The organism is Cobetia sp. L2A1, assembly GCF_009796845.1.
GTDB lineage: Bacteria > Pseudomonadota > Gammaproteobacteria > Pseudomonadales > Halomonadaceae > Cobetia.
Window position 1 is genome coordinate 968941 of the sequence record NZ_CP047025.1, and the last position, 19811, is coordinate 988751.

General features: G+C 58.0%; 16 protein-coding genes. 15 read left to right on the forward strand and 1 reads right to left on the reverse strand.

Features of this window, described 5'->3' with window-relative positions; all coding sequences use genetic code 11:
- The first annotated feature begins 296 nt into the window (after positions 1-296).
- From nagZ to GQR90_RS04220, 4 genes are all read left to right on the forward strand, one after another.
- Complete coding sequence (nagZ, locus tag GQR90_RS04205) at positions 297-1394, forward strand: beta-N-acetylhexosaminidase (RefSeq protein WP_158773020.1); 1098 nt, start codon at positions 297-299, stop codon at positions 1392-1394.
- A gap of 97 nt (positions 1395-1491) precedes the next feature.
- Positions 1492-2901, forward strand: coding sequence for a mechanosensitive ion channel family protein (locus GQR90_RS04210; protein ID WP_233266423.1), 1410 nt, complete (start codon positions 1492-1494; stop codon positions 2899-2901).
- Positions 2882-3463: a hypoxanthine-guanine phosphoribosyltransferase gene (locus GQR90_RS04215; RefSeq protein ID WP_233266424.1), complete on the forward strand. Its 582-nt coding sequence runs from the start codon at positions 2882-2884 to the stop codon at positions 3461-3463. Before GQR90_RS04210 ends, GQR90_RS04215 begins: the two co-directional genes overlap by 20 nt.
- Positions 3464-3705: 242 nt before the next feature.
- Positions 3706-4455 carry an S-methyl-5'-thioinosine phosphorylase gene (locus tag GQR90_RS04220; protein WP_199269471.1) on the forward strand — a complete coding sequence of 250 codons (750 nt, stop codon included), beginning with the start codon at positions 3706-3708 and terminating at the stop codon, positions 4453-4455.
- A 140-nt stretch (positions 4456-4595) separates the two neighbouring features.
- Here the strand turns inward: GQR90_RS04220 and mfd are convergent, their stop codons facing one another.
- The gene (mfd, locus tag GQR90_RS04225; RefSeq protein WP_158773022.1) at positions 4596-8108 is read right to left on the reverse strand and encodes a transcription-repair coupling factor; all 3513 of its coding nucleotides are present in this window, start codon (positions 8106-8108) and stop codon (positions 4596-4598) included.
- Between the two features lie 419 nt (positions 8109-8527).
- Here mfd and GQR90_RS04230 point away from each other — a divergent pair, with 419 nt between their 5' ends.
- The 11 genes from GQR90_RS04230 (at position 8528) to GQR90_RS04280 (ending at position 19805) form a co-directional block, all read left to right on the forward strand.
- Positions 8528-9976: a glyceraldehyde-3-phosphate dehydrogenase gene (locus tag GQR90_RS04230; protein WP_158773023.1), complete on the forward strand. Its 1449-nt coding sequence runs from the start codon at positions 8528-8530 to the stop codon at positions 9974-9976.
- A gap of 498 nt (positions 9977-10474) precedes the next feature.
- Positions 10475-11824 carry a Na(+)-translocating NADH-quinone reductase subunit A gene (locus tag GQR90_RS04235; protein WP_158773024.1) on the forward strand — a complete coding sequence of 450 codons (1350 nt, stop codon included), beginning with the start codon at positions 10475-10477 and terminating at the stop codon, positions 11822-11824.
- On the forward strand, positions 11824-13056 hold the full coding sequence (locus tag GQR90_RS04240; protein WP_158773025.1) for an NADH:ubiquinone reductase (Na(+)-transporting) subunit B: 1233 nt from the start codon (positions 11824-11826) through the stop codon (positions 13054-13056). The genes GQR90_RS04235 and GQR90_RS04240 overlap by 1 nt, the downstream gene beginning before the upstream one ends.
- A 1-nt stretch (position 13057) precedes the next feature.
- On the forward strand, positions 13058-13840 hold the full coding sequence (locus GQR90_RS04245; RefSeq protein WP_158773026.1) for a Na(+)-translocating NADH-quinone reductase subunit C: 783 nt from the start codon (positions 13058-13060) through the stop codon (positions 13838-13840).
- Positions 13841-13842: 2 nt separating this feature from the next.
- Positions 13843-14511 (forward strand): NADH:ubiquinone reductase (Na(+)-transporting) subunit D, encoded by a 669-nt coding sequence (locus GQR90_RS04250; RefSeq protein WP_158773027.1) that lies wholly within the window; start codon positions 13843-13845, stop codon positions 14509-14511.
- A gap of 1 nt (position 14512) precedes the next feature.
- Positions 14513-15133, forward strand: coding sequence for an NADH:ubiquinone reductase (Na(+)-transporting) subunit E (gene nqrE / locus GQR90_RS04255; RefSeq protein WP_024950633.1), 621 nt, complete (start codon positions 14513-14515; stop codon positions 15131-15133).
- A gap of 25 nt (positions 15134-15158) precedes the next feature.
- A complete protein-coding gene (gene nqrF / locus GQR90_RS04260; protein ID WP_158773028.1) occupies positions 15159-16391 on the forward strand; it encodes an NADH:ubiquinone reductase (Na(+)-transporting) subunit F in 1233 nt (410 codons plus the stop codon).
- Between the two features lie 3 nt (positions 16392-16394).
- Positions 16395-17468 carry an FAD:protein FMN transferase gene (locus GQR90_RS04265; protein ID WP_233266425.1) on the forward strand — a complete coding sequence of 358 codons (1074 nt, stop codon included), beginning with the start codon at positions 16395-16397 and terminating at the stop codon, positions 17466-17468.
- 112 nt (positions 17469-17580) lie between these two features.
- Complete coding sequence (gene nqrM, locus GQR90_RS04270; protein WP_158773029.1) at positions 17581-17832, forward strand: (Na+)-NQR maturation NqrM; 252 nt, start codon at positions 17581-17583, stop codon at positions 17830-17832.
- Positions 17833-17933: 101 nt separating this feature from the next.
- The gene (sthA, locus tag GQR90_RS04275) at positions 17934-19370 is read left to right on the forward strand and encodes a Si-specific NAD(P)(+) transhydrogenase (protein ID WP_158773030.1); all 1437 of its coding nucleotides are present in this window, start codon (positions 17934-17936) and stop codon (positions 19368-19370) included.
- 120 nt (positions 19371-19490) lie between these two features.
- Positions 19491-19805 carry a YrhK family protein gene (locus GQR90_RS04280; RefSeq protein ID WP_158773031.1) on the forward strand — a complete coding sequence of 105 codons (315 nt, stop codon included), beginning with the start codon at positions 19491-19493 and terminating at the stop codon, positions 19803-19805.
- Positions 19806-19811: the final 6 nt, after the last annotated feature.

Here is a 19811-nt window from a genome sequence, read left to right on the forward strand (position 1 = left end):
GCTGCTCTGCGCTACGTATCATGGTGTCACTGTTGATCTCATCGCGTCGTTGCACACTGTGGCGAAGCAGGGCGGCTGATGACGTGCATGTTTGCCAGAGAGAGACGCGTCTGTCTCCGACTGTTCGAGCTGCTCTCAGTCGGCTAGAATTGCGCCTTTCCTCGGCCTGTAGCCTGTCTTTTCCACCGATCAATGGCTGCTGTGCCCCGTAAAGACATGAAATTCTGTGTGCCAACGTTGTGCCTTTGGCGAGGCATGGCTGGCTGCAGTCCATGGACAGGAACAGGAAGGATGTCATGACACAGCCACTAGGCTCCGTGATGGTCGATGTTGCGGGACCGACACTCGCCCGCGACGAACGTGAACTACTGGCACGCCCCGCTGTTGGTGGCGTCATCCTGTTTGCGCGTAACTGTGTGTCCCCTGATCAGGTGCTGGATCTCTGCCGCGAGATTCGCAGTGTGAATGCACATCTATTGATTGCCATCGATCAAGAAGGTGGCCGTGTGCAGCGTCTGCGTGAAGGTGTCACTCGTCTGCCGGCGATGCGCACGCTTGCGAAGTGTTGCCTTGGGCATGATTGTGCCGGCTGTGAAGGCGACGTTCAGGCCGCAGGGCTAGGTCTGGCGCGTGACGCCGGCTGGTTGCTGGGGATGGAAATGGCCGCCATTGGCTGTGATGTTACCTTCGCGCCGGTACTCGATATCGATGTGGCGGGATCCACCATCATTGGGGACCGCAGCTTCGGGACAACGCCGGAGGATGTGATTGCGGTCGCAGGTGCCTTCATCGAAGGGCTTCATGATGCTGGCATGGCTGCGATAGGCAAGCATTACCCCGGTCACGGTGGCATCGCCACAGATACTCACCGGGAGCGAGTGATTGATCCGCGCCCCTTCCGAGTGCTTCGTGAGCATGACCTCAAGCCTTTTGCCGCACTTGCCGATCGGCTCGGCGGTGTGATGCCAGCGCATGTGATCTATCCCGATTTTGACGCGCGACCGGCAGGGTTTTCACCTAGCTGGTTGGGTCTGTTGCGTGAAGAATTTGGCTTCAAGGGCGCTATCTTTTCGGATGATCTGGGCATGGCTGCTGCTGTCTCAGAAGGCGCACCGGCTGAGCGCGCCCGCATGGCACTGGATGCTGGTTGCGACATGGCGCTGGTCTGCAATGATCACGTTGCTGCACGCGCAGTGCTCGATAGTCTCGATGATGATGAGCAACGCAATAGTGGCAAGCGTCAGGCGCGTCTACGTTATGGCCGTGCCCGTCCGACCCTTGAAGGGTTGGCCGGATTGTCCCGCTGGCGCCGAACGCATGCGCGCCTTGAAGCATTGGCGGCCAGTCAGGCCAATGAACAGGCGGCAATGCCCTCCGGCACACAGACGTCTTGAGAGTGATCTTGAGTGCATGTGTGGGTGAGAAAGAGGTCAGCATGACCCTACGGCAATGTGTCTAGGGTGCTGAGTAGATGTCAGGCAAGGAATCAACATGGCGAAAAAATCTGCCACACAGGCCGCCACAGATAAGCTGGCTGCCCCCGCTGAAGACATGATTCACGACTGGCTCGACCCGTTGCGCAGCTGGGTCGAGCAGACGTTCGGTTTGCCATTATGGGGCATCAATCTGGTGCTGGTGCTGGCAGCTGTCCTGGTACTGCATCTGCTCGAGCGTGTCGTGCTGACGCGCGTAGCTGCGCATGCCAAGAAGAGCTGTAATCTCTGGGATGATGCACTGGTACATGGCCTGCGCCATTCGCTGTCGTTGTGGCTCTACTGCATGGGAATGCTGGTCGCATTGAGTATCATCGCCACACAGTTCACGTTGGGTGGGGTTGAGCACTATCTGAAGCCGACGCGTCATGTAGTAACACTATTGGCGCTGGCCTGGGCCTCTATTCGCATGATCAAGCGCTTTGAGGCGCTGCGGACCATGCCGCCACCCGGCACTGACGTCAATGCAATGGATGCCACTACGGCATCCGCCATCAGTAAGCTGCTACGTGCCATGGTGGTCGTTCTGGTCGGGCTCGCCATCTTGCAAAACCTTGGCGTTTCCTTGTCCGGGGTTCTGGCGTTCGGGGGTGTGGGCGGTATTGCGGTCGGCTTCGCTGCACGTGATCTACTGGCCAACGTCTTCGGTGCCTTCATGATTCATCTTGACCGTCCGTTCAAGGTCGGAGACTGGGTACGTTCACCTGATCGTGAGATCGAAGGCACTGTCGAGGATATCGGCTGGCGGATTACGCGTATCCGTACGTTCGATATGCGCCCGCTGTACGTCCCCAATGCCATCTTTGCTAGTATCTCGGTAGAAAATCCGTCGCGCATGTATAACCGCCGCATCTTCGAGACGATTGGCCTGCGCTATGAAGATGCCGCTCAGATCGCCCCCATCATGGTGGCAATTCGCGAGATGCTGGGAGGCCACGACGAGGTAGATCAGACCCGCACCCAGATCGTCAATTTCACGCGCTATGGCGAACATTCGCTGGATTTCTTCATCTATCTCTTCACCCGAACGACTGATTGGGTGAAATTCCACGACATCAAGCAGGATGTACTCTTGCGTGTGCATGACATCATCCATGACCACGATGCCCGTGTTGCACTACCCGGACAGCGTCTGCACTTTGCTGATGCATTGACGCTGGATGGGCTTGGCGAAATGGCCGGTAACGCATCGGCTAGCAGTGAGCAGACCCGTCAGCACGCTCGCCAACAACATGACGAACGCGATGCCGAGGCGACTGCTGCCACGGCATCATCAGATACGCAGGCGCGTACCTCCCAGCGTCGCGCTGCTTCATCCTCCGCTGCTACATCCTCTGCTACGCCCGTCCGGCGTGGTGATGAGGCCAGTGATACCCAGGAAACTCCCGATGCTGACTCCGACGCCTGACACCCTGAGCGCTCTGCATGCTGAAATGCGTGACGTGATGGACAACGCTGACTGCCTGATCCCGCAGGCAGATCTTGAAGTGGCACTGGACCGGATGGCTGTTGAGCTGACGCTCAGCCTTGGCGACCGAATGCCGATCTTCTATTGCGTGATGAATGGCGGCCTGATTACCGCTGGACAGCTGTTGACTCGTCTCGGCTTCCCGCTGGAAGTCGATTACCTGCACGCCACTCGCTATCGTGGTGCCATGCGGGGTGGCGAGCTGTTCTGGCGCGTCAATCCTGAGCTGCCGATGGCGGGGCGTGATGTCGTGATCGTCGATGACATTCTCGACGAGGGTGGCACACTGGCGGCTATCATCGAGTATTGCCGCGAGGCGGGAGCGCGTAGCGTGTCCAGCTGTGTGTTGGTCGACAAGAAGCACGATCGCAAAGCCTATCCGGGCTTCAAGGCTGATTTCTGTGGCTTGGATGTCGAAGACCGTTTCCTGTTCGGCTTTGGCATGGACTACAAGGGCTACTGGCGTAACGCGCCGGGGATCTACGCGCCCAAGGGGCTCTGATACCGCTAGCGCAGTCCTTGAGATAGCGTGACCGGTGTAGTGAGTCGGTCACGCAGCAACGCCCGCCCGGGACACTGTGGCGGGCGTTGTCGTTTTTCGCGTGATGCAGGTGCCAGTCTCGTGTATGAGTAGATAGTGCTTGTCGTTTATTGCTTGAGCAGAGTAGCGTTCGCCCAAGGCCGATGATGGGCTGTTGTGGTCATGGCAGAGCAGCGGCATGAGGATGACAAGGGAGCGTGAGAATGCTGGCAATCATTGGTGGGACCGGCTTCGGAAGCTGGCAAGGCATGGATGTGCTCAAGCGTGGTGGGCAGGAAACTCCGTTGGGTGCCGCATCATGCGGTGTGGTGGAAGGGCGGCTCAATGGGCAATCGCTACTGTTTCTGGCGCGCCATGGCCAACCCCACAAGGTGCCGCCGCATCGCATCAACTATCGCGCCAACCTGTGGGCTTTGAAACAGGCTGGTGCCACACATATTGTGGGTGTGAATTGCGTATCAGGTATCGACCCCGGTCTTGCTCCCGGTACGCTGGTCGTGCCAGATCAGTTGATCGACTACACCACTGGCCGTGATGGCACCTTCTTTGATGGTCGCTTCAAGCCATTTCGGCATGTCGAGTTCGCCTGGCCCTACCATCGTATTTGGCGGGAGGAGCTGCATTTGGCCGCCAGTACGGCCGATGTGCTTCTTCACATCGGTGGCGTGCTGGGGGTCGTGCAAGGGCCGCGATTGGAGACGGCTGCCGAAATTCGCCTGATGGCCCGCGACGGTAATACGCTGGTGGGGATGACGGGCATGCCGGAAGCCATTCTGGCCCGTGAGCTTGAAATGGAATATGCCAGTCTGTGCCTGGTGATCAGTCATGCTGCTGGTGTCGGCGAGGAGGAGCCGACTCGCGCCGGTACCGAGTCTGTCATCGAGGCAGGCATGCCGCGTATTCAGATGCTGCTGGCAGCGCTGCATCAGCGACATGTCGCTCGCCAGCCCTAGTGGCAACTGCGCCTGGCATCAAGCTCTAGTGCGAGATGATGGCTAGTCCAAAACGTGGGATTGGCATAAAAACGGCCTGCATCAATCGATGCAGGCCGTTTTTATGCGGGGTGTCGCACTATGTCGTTTTCAAAGGCGGTTCATGCAATACGCGCCTTGGCATTGAGTAGGTCGAGCAGTGTCTCACAGAAGCTGAAGCGTGCCTCTGTCTCCTCCATCTCCGCCACAAAGCGCAGGGTACCAGCGCCCTCCAGCTTGTAGACATCCGACTGACGCTGAATGAGGTTGACCAGAGTCAGCGGATCAACCGGCGTCTCAGCACCGAAGATGATGCGTCCACGGCCTGCACCGGCCTCCAGCTTGGTGATGCCCAGCGCCTGGGCGCGTTGGCGTAGGCGGGTCTGCCGGAACAGGGTCTTGACCGGCTCTGGCAGCAGCCCGAATCGGTCAACCATCTCCACCTGTAACTCTCGCAATCCACCGGCGTCCTCGGCGTTACTGATGCGCTTGTACATCATCAGACGCTGTTGGACATCATGTAGGTAGTCGGCTGGAATCAGTGCTGGCAGATTGAGGCTGACTTCGACGCCGTCGTCTAGTGGCGCTTCGATGTTGGGTGTCTTGCCTGCCTTGATAGCCTTGACCGCACGATCAAGCATTTCCATGTAGAGCGAGTAGCCGATGGTTTCCATCTGACCAGACTGCTCATCACCCAGCAGTTCGCCCGCGCCACGAATCTCCATGTCGTGTGAGGCCAGTGTGAAGCCTGCGCCAAGATCCTCCGCCTCGCTGATGGCTTCCAGACGCTTGACGGCATCACGCGTTATCGACTTGGGGTGTGGTGTCAGCAGGTAAGCGTAAGCCTGGTGATGCGAGCGACCGACACGTCCCCGTAGCTGATGCAGCTGGGCGAGGCCGAACTTGTCAGCACGCTCGATCAAGATGGTATTGGCACTCGGCACGTCAATACCGGTTTCGATGATGGTCGAGCACACCAATACGTTGAAGCGCTTGTGGTAGAAGTCCGACATGCGGCGCTCAAGGCTTCGCTCGGGTAGCTGGCCGTGGGCGACGCCGATGCTGGCCTCGGGCACTAACTCGGCAAGGCGAGCCGCGGTCTCTTCGATTGTCTTGACCTCATTATGCAGGAAGTAGACCTGACCGCCGCGCAGCAGCTCCCGCAGTATCGCTTCCTTGACGACACCATCATTTCGCTGCTGCACGAAGGTCTTGACTGACAGTCGGCGCGCAGGCGGCGTGGCAATGATGGACAGGTCGCGAATGCCGCTCATCGCCATGTTCAGCGTGCGCGGAATCGGCGTGGCAGTCAGGGTAAGGATATCCACTTCGGAGCGCAGGCTCTTGAGACGCTCCTTCTGCGAGACCCCGAAACGGTGCTCCTCATCGATCACGAGCAGTCCCATGTGCGGAAGCTGGAGCGATTTGGACAGCAGCTTGTGCGTGCCGATCACGATATCGGCCTGACCATTCTTGATACGCTCGATCGACGCTTCCTGCCCTTTGCCGCTGGTGAAGCGCGACAGCAGTGCGATCTCCACGGCGGTATCGGCGAAGCGATCACGGAAGTTGTCATAGTGTTGCTGAGCCAGCAGCGTCGTTGGTACCAGTACGATGACCTGGCGCCCGGAATTGACGGCGAGGAAGGCCGCTCGCATCGCGACCTCGGTTTTGCCGAAGCCGACATCACCACATACCACACGATCCATCGGTTGCGGAGAGCACATGTCCTGGATGACGGCGCTGATGGTCTGGGCCTGATCCGGTGTTTCCTCGAACGGGAAGCTGGCGGCGAAGCGTGCGTAATCCTCGGCGGGGAAGTCACAGGCATGGCCGACACGTGCTTCACGGCGCGCGTAGACATCCAGCAGCTCGGCTGCGGTATCACGAATCTTCTCGGCCGCCTTGCGCTTGGCCTTCTCCCATTGCTCCGACCCTAGTCGATGCAGCGGGGCCAACTCATCGCTGGCACCCGAGTAGCGTGAGATCAGATGCAGACTGTCGACCGGTACATAGAGCTTCGCGCCATCAGCATAGGCAAGCGCCAGGAATTCGGCTTCCTGGCCACCCGTATCGATGGTCTCAAGTCCTAAGTAGCGCCCTACGCCGTGCGTATGATGGACAACCGGTGCGCCATTGCGCAGCTCCGATAGATGGCGCACGGCCAGCTCATTATCGTCGGTGGCACGCGCCTGGCGGCGACTCTGGCGAACCACTTCGCCGTAGAGTTCCGTCTCGGTAATCACCACCAGCCCTTTGCTGGCGACGCCGGCTTCTTCCTGGGCAGTGCTGGTGATCCAGGCACCCTTGTTCAGTCCGCCGACGACAAGGCCTACGGCTGCGCTGCTATCGAGGAAGGTGTCGAAATTCGCGAAATCATCCAGCGTGCGCAGGCCGAAGCCACGGAGCAGAGGGGAGAGTTGCTCTTCCACCACCTCGCGACGGCCCTGGGTCTCAGCCACGAACAGCACGCGTTGGGCTTCATCGCCGCTCAATCGCTGCGTCAGGAAGCTGGCGAGCGCTTTGGTTGGGTCCGTGCTGCGCGCATCAATAGCGAGTGTCGGCAGTGGCAGATGGCCAAATTCGATAGCATGTTCACGGCTGTCGCGTAACAACTCGATGCGTTCATATTGCTTGATCAGCCCGAACAATTCGTTGACCGGCACGAAGGCGCGATGCGGTGGCAATAGCGGCCGCGTCGGGTCTACACCGAGATTGGCATGGCGTGTAGTGATGGCATCCCAGTGATGTTCGGCCGCTTCGCGTACGCCGGGCAGCATGGCGATGCGTAATGTGTCACCGAGATGGTCGAACAGCGTCGCGGTCTCATCAAAGAACAGCGGCAGGTACTGCTCCAGGCCTGGTGAGGGGATGCCCTTGATCGCGTCGTTATAGAGGATGCACTGACGAGGATCGACATCAAATAGCGTCTCGAAGCCCTCGCGGAAGCAGGCAATCGCCCCGCGCGTCAGCGGATATTCGTGCGCAGGGAGAATCTCGATCGATTCCACCTTGTCGCCACTGCGCTGAGTGTCGGGGTCGAAGGCGCGCAGGGTGTCGATCTCGTCATCGAACAGATCAATACGCAGCGGTTGCTTGCTGCCCATCGGGAACAGGTCAATCAATGCGCCACGCAGTGCGTACTCGCCGGGCTCATAGACTGTCTCGACGGCACGATAACCGGCACGCGAAAGACGGGTGCGGAAGTCTTCGCGATTCAAGGTGTCACCACGGCTCAGACTGAAGACCTGCCCCGCGATGTAATCCACTGGCGCCAGGCGCTGCATCAGGGTATTGATCGGCACCGGCACGATGGCGCGTCGGCTGATTTGCAGCATGCGCAAGGTGCGCAGGCGCTCAGAGACGATGTCCTGATGTGGAGAAAAACTGTCGTAGGGCAGCGTTTCCCAGTCCGGGAAGGGTAGTAGGCGTTCAGGATGGCGCGTGTAGAAGCGCAGGTCAGCCTCAAGGCGTTGAGCGCTGGCGGTATCAGGCGTGATCACCATCAACGGGGCATCATCAGCATCAGCCAGACGCGCCAATGCCAATGCAGCGGCGCTGCCGCCGTCCAGTGTCCAGTAAGTGGTTTCGCGGCTAGGGCGCGGTAACGGGGGCGTCAGCGGAGTCTCGAACATGGGCTCTGGTGTCTTGTGTCCTGGGGCTTGGGCGCTCGTGACCGGGCGACGATGAGAGCGACGGCAGGTGCGAGGATGACGACGCGGCCGTCGAGGGCATGCCTGATCATAGCAAGTCAGTCGTGTTGATGGGGGCGGACAGGGCGCTTTTACAGTTCTGCGCCGCCATGTGCATGCAGACGCTGCCTCTAGAGAGATTTTTCAGGGGCCAATGGTCGGCACGAATGTGTTGTCTTCTTGGCTATGGGGTAAACGGTCTTGTAGTCAAATCGTTGATTCTGTAGCACTACTACCCCCAGTGCGACCATCCTTGCATTGTCCCTCTTCACTGCGTTGCGCATACTCACCTGGCCTTGTCCGGCGTGGCAAGTTCACTTGTCGCGTCCGTTTTTTCAGATCGCCGTCAGAGGAAAGCCTCCGTGAGCCAAGAGAATCTCGAAGCCTGTTTCAAGCAGTGGCAAGACAATGAAGCCCTCGCCGAGCAGATGATCCCGTTGTTGGGGGATCTCTACCGTCGCTTCAATGTCGTGCCCTCCATCTACGGGCGCTCGCTGATCAACCGTTCCATGGTGCGTATCCTCAAGAATCACCGTTGGGTTCGCAAGGCGGAAGGCGTTGAGCTGTCAGTGGAAGATACCTTCCCGTTGGTGCGCGCGATGATTGAGCTGAATCTTGGCCCTGCACACGTCGATATCGGCAAGCTGGCGGTCGCGTTCAAGCGCTCCGGCGAGACCGATATCGCGGCTTTCCTGACGCGTGAACTGGCCGAGATTGTCGATGGCTACGTGGCAGGCGGCATGGGCGGTGAGCCGAAGGATGTCGTGCTGTACGGCTTCGGTCGTATCGGTCGTCTGTTGGCGCGCATCATGATCGAGAAGGCCGGCGGCGGTAATCTGCTGCGGTTGCGTGCCATCGTGGTGCGTGGCGACGGCGATGATCTGGAAAAGCGTGCCAGCCTGCTGCGTCGTGACTCCGTGCACGGGCCTTTCGAGGGTAGCATCACCGTCGATCAGGAGAATTCAGCACTGATCGTCAACGGCAACTACATCAAGGTCATTTACGCCAGCTCACCGGCCGAGATCGACTACACCGCGCATGGCATCGATAACGCCATCGTGGTGGACAACACCGGCAAATGGCGTGATGAGGCGGGTCTTGGTCAGCATCTGGAATGCAAAGGCGTCGCCAAGGTGCTGCTGACGGCGCCGGGCAAGGGCGATCTCAAGAATATCGTCTACGGAGTCAATCACGACGACATCAAGGACAGCGATCGCATCATTTCTGCGGCATCCTGTACCACCAATGCCATCGTGCCCTTGTTGAAGGTGCTGAATGATGAATACGGCGTTGTCCAAGGGCACGTTGAAACGGTGCATTCCTACACCAATGATCAGAACCTGATCGACAACTTCCACAGTGGTGATCGCCGTGGTCGCGCTGCAGCGCTGAACATGGTGCTGACTGAGACAGGCGCTGCCAAGGCTGTTGCCAAGGCGCTGCCAGAACTCGAAGGCAAGCTGACCGGTAATGCCATTCGCGTACCGACGCCGAACGTTTCCATGGCGATCCTCAACCTCACGCTGAACACCGCGAGCGATGCTGAGCGCATGAATGACTTTCTGCGCACCGCCTCACTGCACTCCTCGCTGCAAAAGCAGATCGACTATGTCGATTCCTGTGAGGTCGTGTCCTCTGATTTCGTCGGTAACCGTCATTCCGGCATCGTCGATGGTCAGGCGACGATCGTTACCGACAAGCAGGCCGTCGTGTACGTCTGGTATGACAATGAGTTCGGTTACAGCTGCCAGGTAGTGCGTATCCTGCAGCACATGTCCAACGTGCGTTTCAGCTATTTCCCGACGCGCTGATCTTGAAGTATAGGGGCAACGCCTGAATTGAAGGCGCCCTGTAGACTGAGTTGAAGGCCAGGTGGAAAGCTGCAGTTGAAGGCTGAATTCGAGACAAGACGCGAGTGGTTGGACTTATGTGTGAACGAGTCTGTCGTGCATTTTCTCAACAGGAATCGTCGGCCACCGCAACAGCTTCGAAACGGTCGACAATAAAGCCTTGAAATGGTCTTCAACATAATGCCCTCGCCATCCATGATGGCGGGGGCATTGTCATTTTGGCGGATCGCACCACTTTAGTGTCGTATGGTCTTTCCGGCCCCGCATCTTTATAATGAGGCGGATTTTTTGGGCCGGCCCAGTCTTTGGGTCACACCTCCAACCGTCTGATAAGAAAAGCATTCGTATATCGTGACGCTAGCTATTCCTGGGGCTGCCTGGCCATTTATCGGCCTCTAGTCGTGTCATCGACGAATGATCTTTCCTGAACCACATCAGATCCGACAATTGGGCGAGTCTATGATCGAAGTCAAACGTGGCCTGGATCTCCCCATCGCTGGGGCTCCGGAGCAGCGTATCGAGGATGCGCAGCCCGTTCGTCGCGTAGCGATCCTGGGTGTTGACTACGTCGGTATGAAACCGACGATGGAAGTCAGCGAAGGGGATAAGGTGAAGCTGGGGCAACTGCTCTTCACCGACAAGAAGACTCCCGGTGTGCGTTACACCGCGCCTGCTGCTGGTACCGTGGTAGAGATTAATCGTGGCGAGAAGCGCAAGCTGCTGTCCGTCGTGGTAGAAGTTGATGAGCAGGGGAGCGCTGAAGAATTCACGGCGCACGGTGAGGCAGCGCTTGCCACGCTCGAGCGTCAGGTGATGGTTGACCAACTGGTCGAATCAGGCCTGTGGACGGCATTGCGTACGCGTCCGTTCTCACGTGTACCGGCGCTCGACGCAAAAGCGGCGGCTATCTTTGTCACTGCCATCGATACTCATCCGCTGGCGGCCGATCCGGCTGTCGTGCTCAAGGGGCAGGAAACGGCTTTCCGTCAGGGGCTTGTCGCATTGACACGTCTGACCGAAGGCAAGGTCTTCCTGTGTCAGGCACCGGGTGCTGATATTCCGGGCGGTGACGTTGCTGGTGTGGTCAGCGAGTCCTTCAAGGGCCCGCATCCGGCTGGTCTGCCGGGCACGCACATCCATCATCTGGCACCTGTCAGCCTGAAGCGTCAGGTCTGGCACATCGGCTATCAGGATGTCGTGGCGATCGGTACGCTGTTGGCGGAAGGTCGTCTGGATACTCGTCGTGTCGTTGCTGTGGGCGGCCCGCGTGCAAGCAAGCCGCGCCTGTTGCGCACGCGTCTGGGTGCCAGCACCGTAGACTTGCTCAAGGGTGAAGTAGAGCTTGCGGATGACACCCGCGTGATTTCCGGCTCGGTGTTCTCCGGTACGACCTGTGAAGGCGCGCTGCGCTTTGTCGGCCGCTACCACACTCAGGTGAGTCTGCTCGAAGAAGGCAACAAGCGTGCCTTCATGGGCTGGCTATCCACGGGTGCTAACCGTCACTCGGTACTGGGTATCTACCTGTCGAAGCTGACGGGGTTGCGGGACTATCGTCCCAATACCTCGACCAATGGTTCCGAGCGAGCCATGGTGCCGGTAGGTGCGTACGAGAAGATCATGCCGCTGGACATTCTGCCGACGCAGTTGCTGCGTTCGTTGATTGTCGGCGATATCGAGACCGGGATGCAGCTTGGCTGCCTCGAGCTGGATGAAGAGGACCTCGCGCTGTGCACTTACGTGTGCCCGGGCAAGTACGAGTACGGTCCCATCCTGCGTGACAACCTCACCACGATCGAGAAAGAGGTCTGATGATGGGCATTCGACAGACTCTGGATAATCTGGAGCCGCACTTCCACAAGGGTGGCAAGTACGAGAAGTTCTACGCGCTCTACGAAGCCGTGGACACGATTTTCTATGTACCGGCGAGTGTCACGCGTACTACGGCGCACGTGCGTGATGGCATCGATCTGAAGCGCATCATGATCACGGTCTGGATGTGCACCTTCCCGGCCATGTTCTTTGGCATGTACAACGCTGGTCTACAGGCCAACGACGCTATCGCGGGCGGTTTCAGTTCACTGGGCGGCTGGCGTGAAGCGATTGTCATGCTGCTGGCAGGAAGCCACGATGCGGGTAGTGTGTGGGCCAACTTCATCCTTGGCGCCACCTACTTCCTGCCTATCTATCTGGTGACCTTCGCCGTCGGCGGTTTCTGGGAAGTGCTGTTCGCCATGCGTCGTGGCCATGAAGTCAATGAAGGCTTCTTCGTCACTTCCGTGCTGTTCGCGCTGACGCTGCCGGCAACGATTCCGTTGTGGCAGGTCGCGTTGGGCATCACCTTTGGTGTGGTGATCGGCAAGGAAGTCTTCGGTGGTACCGGCAAGAACTTCCTCAATCCGGCACTGTCCGGTCGTGCTTTCCTGTACTTCGCATATCCGGCCAGTATTTCCGGTGATGCGGTATGGGTGCCGGCGGATGGGTATACCGGTGCTACCGCACTGTCGACTGCTGCGCAGGATGGCATGGGTGCGCTGATGCACCAGATGAGCTGGTCTGATGCCTTCCTTGGCTTTATCCCCGGTTCCATGGGTGAGGTGTCCACTCTGGCCATCTTCATTGGTGCGGCGGTACTGTTATGGACACGCATTGCCTCGTGGCGAATCATGCTGGGTGTACTATTGGGCATGATTGCGACAGCTTCGTTGTTCAATAGCATCGGCAGTGATACCAACTCGATGTTCGCGATGCCGTGGTACTGGCATCTGGTGATCGGTGGCTTCGCCTTCGGTATGGTCTTCATGGCGACGGATCCTGTCTCGGCCTCGATGACCAACAAGGGCAAGTTGGTATTCGGTGCACTGATCGGTGTGATGACCGTGCTGATTCGCGTGGCCAATCCGGCCTTCCCGGAGGGCATCATGCTGGCGATTCTGTTCGCCAACCTGTTCGCCCCGCTGATCGACCACTTCGTCGTCCAGGCCAACATCAAGCGCCGTATCAAGCGCGAGACTGCCGGCATCGCGAACGAGGAGACTGCCTGACATGGCCAGCAATAATTCCATCAAGAAAACCCTCGGTGTCGCGCTTGCGTTATGCATCGTCTGCTCGGTGGTCGTTTCCACCGCAGCGGTCGTGCTGCGTCCGCAGCAGCTGACCAACGCCGAGCTTGACCGCAAGAGCAACATTCTTGCGGTCGCCGAGCTGCTCCAGCCGGGCGAAGATGTCGGCCAGCAGTTCCGTGACAAGGTCACCGCCAAGGTGGTTGATCTCAATACTGGCGACTATGTCGACAATATTGATCCGGAAAAGTATGACCAGGCCAAGATGTCCAAGGACCCGGCGACTTCACGCACGCTATCTGGCGATGAAGATCTGCCGGGCATCAAGCGTCGTGAGCAGTATTCCGTGGTCTACCTGGTCGGTGATGTCGAACAGCCTGATCAGATCATTGTCCCGGTACGTGGCAATGGCCTGTGGTCGATGATGTACGGTTATCTTGCCCTCAAGGGTGACGGCAATACCGTCGTCGGACTGTCCTTCTATCAACAGGGGGAAACTCCTGGGCTTGGCGGCGAAGTTGACAATCCGAAGTGGAAGGCTCAGTGGGATGGCAAGAAGATCTATCCTGAAGACAGCATGGATCCGGAAGTGCGTCTGAAGAAGGGCGGTGTCAATTCGTCTTCTCCGGATGCTCAGTACCAGGTCGATGCTCTGTCTGGTGCTACCCTGACCAGTAACGGTGTGACCAACCTGCTGCAGTTCTGGATGGGTGAAAATGGCTTTGCCAAATACCTGACCCAGTTCCGCGACGTCAAAGGAGCGTAACGATGTCTGCCGAAACTCCTAAAGGTGTCCTGACGACGCCGATCTTCAAGAACAACCCTATCGCGTTACAGATCCTCGGCATCTGTTCCGCGCTGGCGGTGACCAACTCGATGAACACCGCCCTGATCATGGGGATTGCGGTGTCGCTGGTAACAGCGTTCTCCAGCATGTTCATCTCGTTGATTCGCAACCATATCCCGTCGTCTATCCGCATCATCGTGCAGATGACGATCATTGCCTCGCTGGTCATCGTGGTCGATCAGTCGCTGAAGGCTTTCGCATTCGAAACCTCCAAGCAGCTGTCGGTCTTCGTTGGTCTGATCATCACCAACTGTATCGTCATGGGTCGCGCTGAAGCTTACGCGATGCAGAACGGTCCGGTGATGAGTTTCATCGATGGTATCGGCAATGGCTTGGGCTATACCGTGATCCTGCTGGTGGTTGGCTTCGTGCGTGAACTGTTCGGTTCCGGCTCTCTGTTCGGCGTGACCATCCTGCAAACCGTCAATGATGGTGGCTGGTACATCCCGAATGGCCTGATGCTGCTGCCGCCGTCTGCGTTCTTCGTCATCGGGCTGTTCATCTGGGTGCTGCGTAGCGTGTATCCGGAGCAGGTCGAGAAGGCGGAGTACAAGATTACCGCCAATACCAAGATCAAGGAGGCCGTGTAACATGTTCGAACACTATCTGAGCCTGTTCATCAAGGCCGTGTTCGTCGAGAACATGGCACTGGCCTTCTTCCTGGGGATGTGTACATTCCTGGCGGTGTCCAAGAAGATCCAGTCCGCGATCGGTCTTGGCGTGGCGGTTGTCGTGGTGCTGGCGGTAACGGTGCCGGTCAACAACCTGATCCTGAACTACCTGCTGCGTGAAGGCGCGCTGACCTGGACGGGTCTGGAGGGGGCCGAGAGCATCGATCTGTCCTTCCTGGGCTATCTATCCTACATCGGCGTCATCGCGGCGATCGTGCAGATTCTCGAGATGTTCCTCGACAAGTTCGTGCCTGCGCTCTACAACGCGCTGGGTGTGTTCCTGCCGTTGATCACGGTCAACTGCGCCATCCTCGGTGCTGCACTGTTCATGGTTCAGCGTGACTACACCTTCGGTGAGTCCGTTATCTATGGCGTGGGTGCAGGCTTTGGTTGGGCGCTGGCGATCGCTGCACTTGCCGGCATTCGCGAGAAGCTCAAGTACTCTGACGTGCCAGCTGGCTTGCAGGGTCTGGGTATCACCTTCATTACCGTTGGCCTGATGTCGTTGGGCTTCATGTCCTTCTCCGGCGTCCAGCTGTAACGCAACCGAGCATAAGGAAACCGACATGGTTGATATTTCCATCATCGTGCTCGGCGTTGTCATGTTCACCGTGGTCGTTATCGGCCTGGTGCTCGTGATCCTCGCGGCACGCAGCAAGCTGGTCTCGAGTGGCGACGTCCAGATCGAGATCAATGGCGATCCTGCCAACACCCTGACGACCCAGGCCGGCGGCAAGCTGCTGCAGACCCTGGCTGCCAATGGCATCTTCCTGTCCTCTGCTTGTGGTGGCGGTGGCTCCTGTGCCCAGTGTAAGTGCCGGATCTCTGAAGGCGGCGGCTCCATCCTGCCGACAGAAGAGTCCCACTTCACCATGGGTGAGAAGAAGGAAGGCTGGCGTCTGTCGTGTCAGGTACCGGTCAAGCAGGACATGAAGGTCGAGGTGCCGGAAGAAATCTTCGGCGTCAAGAAGTGGGAAACCACGGTCAGCGCCAACCCGAACGTCGCGACCTTCATCAAGGAGCTGAACCTGGAGCTGCCGGAAGACGAGGAAGTCAACTTCCGCGCGGGTGGCTACGTTCAGCTGGAAGCACCGGCTTACGACATCAAGTTCTCCGACTTCGACATCGATGAAGAATATCGTGGCGACTGGGAGAAGTTTGGCCTGTTCAACATTCAGCACAAGAATGAAGCGCCGGTGATTCGTGCCTACTCGATGGCGAACTATCCGGAAGAGTACGGCATCCTGAAGTTCAACATCCGTGTCGCGACGCCACCGCCCAACAGCCAGTATCCGCCGGGCCTGATGTCCACCTACGTCTTCTCGCTGAAGCCTGGCGACAAGATCACCGTGATGGGGCCGTTTGGTGAGTTCTTCGCCAAGGACACCGATGCCGAAATGATCTTCATTGGTGGTGGTGCCGGCATGGCGCCGATGCGTAGCCATATCTTCGATCAGCTCAAGCGCCTGAATTCTACGCGCAAGATCTCGTTCTGGTACGGTGCGCGCTCCATGCGCGAGTCGTTCTATAACGAGGAATACGACCTGCTGGCAGAAGAGAATGACAACTTCGAGTGGCATCTGGCGCTGTCTGATCCGCAGCCAGAGGACAACTGGGAAGGAGCGACAGGCTTCATTCACAATGTTCTCTACGAGAATTATCTCAAGGATCATCCAGCTCCTGAGGATTGCGAGTTCTACATGTGCGGTCCGCCCATGATGAACGCCGCGGTCGTCAAGATGTTGACAGACCTGGGCGTGGAGCCGGAGAACATCCTGCTCGATGACTTTGGTGGTTGATTGATGATGTCACGCGTCGCAAGACGACTGGCAGGGCCGGCCCTCATGGGGCTGGCCCTGCTGGTTGCAGGCTGTGAAAATTCCAGCAACCCTGAGTTGCATCGTTTTGCCGGGCCCATCTTCGGCACCGGTTTCCACGTCAGTGTAGTGGGGGATCTGGATGCGGATGAGGTGGCAGACCTCAAACAAGTCAGTGTCGAGGCGCTGAATAAGGTCGATTGGCAGATGTCGACCTACAAGGACACCTCGGAGCTCTCGAAACTGAATCAGGCACCGGTGAATGTGTCCGTCACGCTGTCTGATGATCTGGCGCATGTGCTCAGTGAGGCGCAGGATGTCGGTAACCGTTCGGATGGTGCCTTTGATGTCACGGTAGGTCCTGCGGTCAACCTGTGGGGCTTCGGGCCGGATGCACGTCTGGACAAGGCGCCCAGTGATGCGCAGATTGCCGAAGCCTTGGCCAAGGTCGATCACCTGGCACTTGAGCTTGATGGTAATACGGTGATCAAACGCAAGCCGGTGTACACCGATCTATCGGGTATCGCCAAGGGCTTCGGTGTTGATCGAGTGGCCGATGCGCTCGAGGCAAAGGGTGTCGAGAATTACCTGGTTGAGGTCGGTGGCGAGATTCGTGTCAAGGGCGAGAAGCCTGGCGACAAGCCGTGGAGGATCGCTATCGAAGCACCGAAGTCTTTCGAGCGTTCCGTGCAGCGCATCATCGATCCGGGTAATGCGGCGGTGGCCACCTCTGGTGATTATCGCAACTATTTCGAGCAGGATGGCGTCCGTTACTCACATACCATTGATCCGCGTACCGGTAGGCCCATTCAGCATCGCCTGGCCTCCGTTACCGTGATTACGCCGAACTGCTCTACGGCGGATGCCTGGGCCACTGCATTGAACGTACTGGGGGCTGACAAGGCCATGGCGACGGCAAAACGTGAGAACATTGCAGCCTACTTCATTGTCAAAACCAAAGATGGCTTCGAGCAGTCCTGGAGTCCGGCATTTGCGCCCTATCTGAAGGATGCGCCGGTCGCAGGGCCTGACAAGTCTGCAGGCAAGGTGGTTCACTGAGCGCTACTGAATCGTCGTCTGTGTTTGATGCATGACGGTGCCTGTCCTCATGATGTTCTATCACGAGAAACAGGCCCGTTCCGTAGGGGGATAACCCCCGGGAGAAACTGACATGACTATCTGGTTACTGGTGTTCGCGGCCATGCTGCTGCTGATTGCAGCAATGGCTGTCGGAGTGTTGATGGGTGGCAAGCCAATTGCAGGTTCTTGTGGTGGGCTCAATAACCTCGGGCTCAAGGATGGCTGTGATATCTGCGGCGGCAAGGACGAAGAGTGCGAAAAGGAGCAGGATCGCCAGCGTCTGATGACGGAGAGTGGTGGTAAGCCGGCAAGTGACCTGGCATACGAAGCACCGCGTCGCTGATTTCCCATACATGACTTTATGCCCGGCTCAACGCTTGCCGGCCAGACTGGCCAGCCGCCGGCTCTGTTGTGGCGGATTGCTCTCAAGGAGAGTGGCCTGTGATGACAGGGCTGGCTCACGAACTATCAAGGAGCAAAGCGAGTCTCATGGCAGTCTATAACTACGATGTGGTCGTGATCGGTACCGGTCCGGCGGGGGAGAGTGCTGCAGTCAATGCAGCCAAGCATGGCAAGCGCGTCGCCGTGATCGAGGCGCAGTCTTCAGTGGGTGGCAACTGTACTCACAAGGGCACCATCCCCTCCAAGGCGTTGCGTCACGCGGTCAAGCAGATCATCGAGTTCAACACCAATCGCATGTTCCGCGACATTGGTGAGCCGCGCTGGTTCTCCTTCCCCAAGGTACTGGAGCGTTCGCGTCGCACTATCGAGCAGCAAGTCGAGATGCGTACGCGCTTCTATGCTCGTAACCGTATTGATGTGTTCTTCGGGACGGCTTACTTCAAGGACGAGCATACTGTCGTGGTGCGTGATGCCCATGAAGGTGTTGAGGAGCTACATACCGAGAAAGTGGTCATCGCGACGGGCTCACGCCCCTATCGTCCGGCGGACGTCAACTTCCGTCACCCACGTATCTACTGCTCCGACACCATTCTCGGTCTGTCGCACACGCCGCGCACGTTGATCATCTACGGTGCCGGCGTCATCGGTTCCGAGTATGCGTCAATCTTCTCCGGCCTCGGCGTCAAGGTCGATCTGATCGATACGCGTGATCGTCTCCTGTCGTTCCTGGATAACGAGATCTCCGATGCGCTGTCCTATCACCTGCGCAACAATGGGGTGCTGGTACGTCACAATGAGGAACATGACCGCATAGAGGGAGATGAGTCCGGGGTGGTCGTGCACCTGAAGTCTGGCAAGAAGCTGCGTGCAGATGCCTTCCTGTGGGCCAATGGCCGTACCGGCAACACTGACAGCCTCGGGCTCGAGAACATCGGCCTGCAGGCCAATGGTCGTGGTCAGCTGACAGTGGATGAGCAGTACCGTACCGAATTGGACCACATCTATGCCGTGGGCGACGTGATCGGTTGGCCGAGTCTGGCCTCTGCTGCCTATGATCAGGGGCGTTACGCCTCTGCCAATCTGTTGGGCGAAGACTTCAAGTTCGTCAGTGAAGTCCCGACCGGTATCTATACGATTCCCGAGATCAGCTCGGTCGGTCGTGGTGAGTCGGAGTTGACCGAAGCACGTATTCCCTACGAAGTCGGGCAGGCGTTCTTCAAGGACACCGCACGGGCGCAGATTACCGGCGATACGGTCGGCATGCTCAAGATCCTGTTCCATCGTGACACGCTGGAAATTCTGGGTATTCACTGCTTCGGCGATCAGGCGTCCGAGATCGTGCATATCGGTCAGGCCATCATGCAGCAGAAAGGTGAAGCGAACACCCTCAAGTACTTCGTCAACACCACCTTCAATTATCCGACCATGGCAGAAGCGTATCGTGTGGCAGCCATGAACGGACTTAATCGTCTGTTCTGATGATTGCTCGTCAGTCGATATGAGCGATAAAGGCCTCGACACTCTGGTGTCGGGGCCTTTTGATATTCGCGTCAACGATCTGATTACGTAAACAATCGTTGCAAGGAAGAGAGATAACGCATGAATCAGTATAAGTCACATGGCGTGCGAGACACTCTACTGGACGATCCGGCAACCGACCTGACACTCCGCCTCGGTCGAGAAGAACTGATCATCCACCACCGCTATGAGCTGACGGGTATCATCAATGAGCTGGTGCTAGGGATATTGTTTACCGTCGGTAGTGTGTGTTTCTTCTGGGAACAGTGGATGACAGTAGGCGTCTGGCTGTTCGTGATTGGCTCAGTACAGCTGACTCTCAAACCGGTCATCCACCTGTTGCGTCGCATGCATCTCAAGCGGTTACCGCAGTCAGCCCCTGATCTGTCGTCATGACAGGTG

Bases quoted from the DNA above. Each gene is read 5' to 3' on its own strand.
- GQR90_RS04235 (WP_158773024.1), top strand. From the start codon at position 10,475: ATGATCGAAGTCAAACGTGGCCTGGATCTCCCCATCGCTGGGGCTCCG.
- sthA (WP_158773030.1), top strand. From the start codon at position 17,934: ATGACAGGGCTGGCTCACGAACTATCAAGGAGCAAAGCGAGTCTCATG.
- GQR90_RS04265 (WP_233266425.1), top strand. From the start codon at position 16,395: ATGATGTCACGCGTCGCAAGACGACTGGCAGGGCCGGCCCTCATGGGG.
- nqrE (WP_024950633.1), top strand. From the start codon at position 14,513: ATGTTCGAACACTATCTGAGCCTGTTCATCAAGGCCGTGTTCGTCGAG.
- GQR90_RS04245 (WP_158773026.1), top strand. From the start codon at position 13,058: ATGGCCAGCAATAATTCCATCAAGAAAACCCTCGGTGTCGCGCTTGCG.
- GQR90_RS04250 (WP_158773027.1), top strand. From the start codon at position 13,843: ATGTCTGCCGAAACTCCTAAAGGTGTCCTGACGACGCCGATCTTCAAG.
- nqrF (WP_158773028.1), top strand. From the start codon at position 15,159: ATGGTTGATATTTCCATCATCGTGCTCGGCGTTGTCATGTTCACCGTG.
- nagZ (WP_158773020.1), top strand. From the start codon at position 297: ATGACACAGCCACTAGGCTCCGTGATGGTCGATGTTGCGGGACCGACA.
- GQR90_RS04210 (WP_233266423.1), top strand. From the start codon at position 1,492: ATGGCGAAAAAATCTGCCACACAGGCCGCCACAGATAAGCTGGCTGCC.
- GQR90_RS04220 (WP_199269471.1), top strand. From the start codon at position 3,706: ATGCTGGCAATCATTGGTGGGACCGGCTTCGGAAGCTGGCAAGGCATG.
- GQR90_RS04240 (WP_158773025.1), top strand. From the start codon at position 11,824: ATGATGGGCATTCGACAGACTCTGGATAATCTGGAGCCGCACTTCCAC.
- mfd (WP_158773022.1), bottom strand. From the start codon at position 8,108: ATGTTCGAGACTCCGCTGACGCCCCCGTTACCGCGCCCTAGCCGCGAA.
- GQR90_RS04280 (WP_158773031.1), top strand. From the start codon at position 19,491: ATGAATCAGTATAAGTCACATGGCGTGCGAGACACTCTACTGGACGAT.
- nqrM (WP_158773029.1), top strand. From the start codon at position 17,581: ATGACTATCTGGTTACTGGTGTTCGCGGCCATGCTGCTGCTGATTGCA.
- GQR90_RS04215 (WP_233266424.1), top strand. From the start codon at position 2,882: ATGCTGACTCCGACGCCTGACACCCTGAGCGCTCTGCATGCTGAAATG.